The sequence below is a fragment of the Variovorax sp. 20P10.2.4 genome (assembly GCF_058244205.1).
The window spans coordinates 1-3,576 of sequence record NZ_JBZAYE010000698.1 but is presented as its reverse complement, the minus strand read 5'-3'; the positions used below and the strand labels follow the sequence as shown (position 1 = coordinate 3,576).

Below are 3,576 nucleotides of genomic sequence, written 5' to 3'. Positions count from 1 at the left end.
CCCGGCGGCAGCAGCGCGCGGGCGGCCGAGACGACGGCCTCGGTCATCGAATCGCTGGTGTTCGGGTTGAGCACCAGCAGCGTGGCTTCGCTCATCGGCCTTCGTCCGTGGACTGCGCGGCGCGCTGGCCGGCCCACATGCGCAGCAGCACGCCCACCACGTCCTGCGAGGGCGCGGCCGCGCCGGGGCGCAGCCGGGTCTCGACCAGCGACAGGTGCGAGCGCATCGCACGCGCGGCACCGCCGCCGTCGCCCTTGAGCAGCGAGGTGAAGATGTCGCGGTGCTCGTCGCAGGCGCATTGCGCCGAATGCGGCGCCTCGTACATCGCCACCAGCATCGAGGTCCGGCTCACCAGCTCCTGCATCTGCTGCAGGATGAAGGTGTTGCCCGTGGCCTCGGCCAGGATCATGTGGAAGTCGGCCGACAGCCGCACCGAGGTGGCGCGGTCGCCCTCGGCCAGCGCGGCCTGCTCGCGTTCCATGTGCTCGTCGAGGCGGCGCAGCGCCTCGGCGCCCGCGTTCTGCGCCAGGTGGGCGACGATGCCGCCCTCGAGGATGCGACGCGCGTCGTAGATCGAGCGCGCCTGCTCGAGCGAGGGCGCGGCCACGAAGGCGCCGCGGTTCGGGATCATCTCGATCAGCCGGTTGGTGCCCAGCCGCAGCAATATCTTGCGGATGCGCTCGCGGCTCACGCCGAAGACCTCGGCCAGCGCGGTCTCGCGCAGCGGCGCGCCGGGCGCCAGCGCGCCGGCCAGCAGCGCGCGCGAGAGCGTGTCGTAGACCGCGTCCTCGCGTTCCTTCATGCGGCCGTGCCCTCATCGGTGTGCGCCAGCCAGTGGCGGGCGATGCGTTCGCGGCTGGTCACCCAGGCGCCGCCCTTGTCGTGGAGGTGGCGCAGGATGCGCTCGAGCGCGCCGATGCGCCCGGGCCGGCCGATCATGCGCAGGTGCAGGCCCACCGACAGCATGCGCGGCGCGTGCCCGCCCTCGCGCCACAGCCAGTCGTAGGCGGCACAGACGTAGTCGGCGAAGGCGTCGCCGGTATCGAAGCGCTGGGTGTTCTGGAACTGCATGTCGTTGGTGTCGAAAGCATAGGGCAGCACGAGGTGCGGCCGGCCGTCGACCGCCACGCGGTAGGGCGTGTCGTCGTTGTAGGCGTCGCTGTCGTAGAGGAAACCGCGCTCCACCAGCAGGCGGCGCGTGTGCGGGCTCGGGTTGGAACGCGTGTGCCAGCCCACGGGGCGGCGCCCGGTGGCGGCCTCGATCGCGGTGCAGCAGCGGTCGATGGCCAGCCGCTCCTCGTCGAGCGTGAGGTCGATGCCGCGCTCCCAGCGCCAGCCGTGCGCCGAGACCTCGTGGCCGGCCTGCGCCGCATGCTGTGCCAGCCACGGCGAGCGCTCCACCGCGCGGCCGCAGGCGCTGAGCGTGAAGTGCCCGCCATGCCGTTCGAACAGGTCGGCGATGCGCCAGTAGGCCACGCGCGTGCCGTATTCGAAGTGGCTGTCGATGCAGCGGTCGGGCACCGGCTGGCCGTCGATCACCTCGTAGATGGCCTCGTTGCGGCTGTCGCCGTCGGTCATGGAGAACTCCGCGCCCTCCTCGAAGTTGACGACGAAGGAAACGGCCACGCGCGCCGCCTCGGGCCAGCGCACGGCGGGCAGGTCACGGCCATAGCCGATGAAGTCGCGCGTGGAGGGTGGAGTGGAAACAGGGGATGAATCGGCCATGGTCAGAACTGGGCCAGCCGGCGCAGGCCGACCAGCCTTTCGGCGATGAAGAGCACCAGGGCGGCCAGCAGGATCAGGCAGGCCGAGATGGCGGCGATGGTGGGGTCGGGCGACTCCTCCAGGTAGTGCAGGATCTCGATCGGCAGCGTCTTGCTGCGCGCATCGGTCAGGAAGATCGAGATCGGGTAGTTGTCCATCGAGGCGAGGAAGGCGAACAGCCCCGAGGTCAGGAAGGCCGGTGCCAGCGCCGGCACCATCACCTGCAGCAGCGCGCGCGGGCGCGACAGCCCCAGCGTTTGCGCCGCCTCCAGCAGCCGGGTGTCGAACAGCGCCAGGCTCGCATGCACCGTGCGCGTGACGTAGGGCAGGGTGATGACCACGTGCCCGATCAGCAGGCTCCAGAACACGTTCGCCAGCCCGACCGCGCGGAAGGCCTGCAGCAGCGCCACGCCGATCACCAGCCCCGGCATCATCAGCGGCGAAACGAGGAAGGCCAGCAGCGCCTCGCGGCCGCGGAAGCGCCCCTGCTCGATCGCGATCGCGCACAGCGTGCCGAGCACCAGCGCCGCCAGCGTCGCGCCCGCGGCCACCGCGGCCGACAGCAGCACGGTGTCGGCCAGGCCCTCCTTGGCCAGCATCGCGCGGTACCAGCGCAGCGACCACTGGCCCTCGGGCAGGTTGAACACCGGCGAGGGGCTGAACGAGACCAGCACCACCACCACCAGCGGCGCCAGCATGAAGACCGCGGTCGCCGCCATCAGCAGCCCGCCCGCGAGGCGGTTCCAGCGTGTGCTCATGTCGTGGCTCCTTGCTGCTGCCCGCGCGCCTGCAGCCGGCGCGTGAGCAGCGTGCTGCCCACCACCACCGCCACCGCGATGGCCAGCAGGATCACCGCCAGCGTCGAGCCCGACTGCCGGTCGCGCATGAACAGGTAGGCGCGCGCCAGCAGCGCGGGCAGGGTCTGGTAGCGGTCGCCCACCAGCAGCGCGGGGATCACGTACATCGACACCGCCATCGAGAACACGAAGGCCGAGCCCGCGACCACGCCCGGCAGCGACAGCGGCCAGGTCACGCGCACGAAGGCATGCAGCGGCTTCGCGCCGAGCGTGGCGGCGGCCTCGGCCAGGCGCGAGTCGATCTGGCGCGCCACCGTGAACACCGGCAGCACCATGAAGGGCAGGAACACGTGCACCGCGGCGATCACCAGCCCGCGCTCGTTGAACAGCAGCCGCGCCGGCTCGTCGACCAGCCCCAGGCCCAGCAGCACCTGGTTGACCAGGCCGTTGCTGCGCAGCAGGATGGTCCAGGCGAAGCTCTTGACCACCACGCCCACCGACAGCGGCAGGATCAGCGCGAGGAACATCAGCCCCTGCACCGGCAGCGAGGCGCGTGCCATGGCGAAGCCGACCGGGTAGCCGATCAGCAGGCACAGCAGCGTGACGAGCAGCGCGATCTTCAGCGTGTTCCAGACCACGACGGCGCTGAAGGGATCGGTCGCGAAGCGCGCGTAGCCCGCGAGCGAGAAGCCGCCCTGTTCGCCCTGGAAGCTGGTGGCCAGCAGCGCGGCCAGCGGCAGCACGAACAGCAGCACGAGGTAGCCCGCGCCCGGCACGGCGAGCCAGCCCGGCGATCCCTCGGCGCGGCTCATGGTGCCGCCTCGGCCGCGAACAGCAGCGTGTCGGCCACCGGCCATTGCACCGACAGCGTCTCGCCGGGGCGCGGCGCCAGGTCGTCGTGGGCCGGGAATTCCGCGAGCAGCGTCGCGCCGCCGCCGGGCGCGCTGAAGTAGACCAGCCGGTTGGCGCCGCGGTAGACCGTCTGGCTCACCACCAGCGACAGCCGGTTCATGCC

5 protein-coding genes are annotated in these 3,576 nt (G+C 71.7%); all 5 read right to left on the bottom strand.

Translation table 11 applies throughout. The features are described 5' to 3' along the window. Window positions 1-91: 91 nt before the first annotated feature. Window positions 92-802: a GntR family transcriptional regulator gene (locus AC27VN_RS35865; RefSeq protein ID WP_093345398.1), complete on the bottom strand. Its 711-nt coding sequence runs from the start codon at window positions 800-802 to the stop codon at window positions 92-94. Then, a complete protein-coding gene (locus tag AC27VN_RS35860) occupies window positions 799-1,725 on the bottom strand; it encodes a polysaccharide deacetylase family protein (protein WP_490879707.1) in 927 nt (308 codons plus the stop codon). The genes AC27VN_RS35865 and AC27VN_RS35860 overlap by 4 nt, the downstream gene beginning before the upstream one ends. 2 nt (window positions 1,726-1,727) lie before the next feature. Further along, the gene (locus AC27VN_RS35855; protein WP_490879706.1) at window positions 1,728-2,522 is read right to left on the bottom strand and encodes an ABC transporter permease; all 795 of its coding nucleotides are present in this window, start codon (window positions 2,520-2,522) and stop codon (window positions 1,728-1,730) included. Continuing rightward, window positions 2,519-3,373, bottom strand: a complete 855-nt coding sequence (locus tag AC27VN_RS35850) for an ABC transporter permease (RefSeq protein WP_490879705.1) — start codon at window positions 3,371-3,373, stop codon at window positions 2,519-2,521. The genes AC27VN_RS35855 and AC27VN_RS35850 overlap by 4 nt, the downstream gene beginning before the upstream one ends. Next, a partial coding sequence (locus tag AC27VN_RS35845; RefSeq protein WP_490879704.1) for a TOBE domain-containing protein occupies window positions 3,370-3,576 on the bottom strand: 207 nt, incomplete at its 5' end. The genes AC27VN_RS35845 and AC27VN_RS35850, both read right to left, overlap by 4 nt.

Bases quoted from the DNA above. Each gene is read 5' to 3' on its own strand.
- AC27VN_RS35860 (WP_490879707.1), bottom strand. From the start codon at position 1,725: ATGGCCGATTCATCCCCTGTTTCCACTCCACCCTCCACGCGCGACTTC.
- AC27VN_RS35850 (WP_490879705.1), bottom strand. From the start codon at position 3,373: ATGAGCCGCGCCGAGGGATCGCCGGGCTGGCTCGCCGTGCCGGGCGCG.
- AC27VN_RS35865 (WP_093345398.1), bottom strand. From the start codon at position 802: ATGAAGGAACGCGAGGACGCGGTCTACGACACGCTCTCGCGCGCGCTG.
- AC27VN_RS35855 (WP_490879706.1), bottom strand. From the start codon at position 2,522: ATGAGCACACGCTGGAACCGCCTCGCGGGCGGGCTGCTGATGGCGGCG.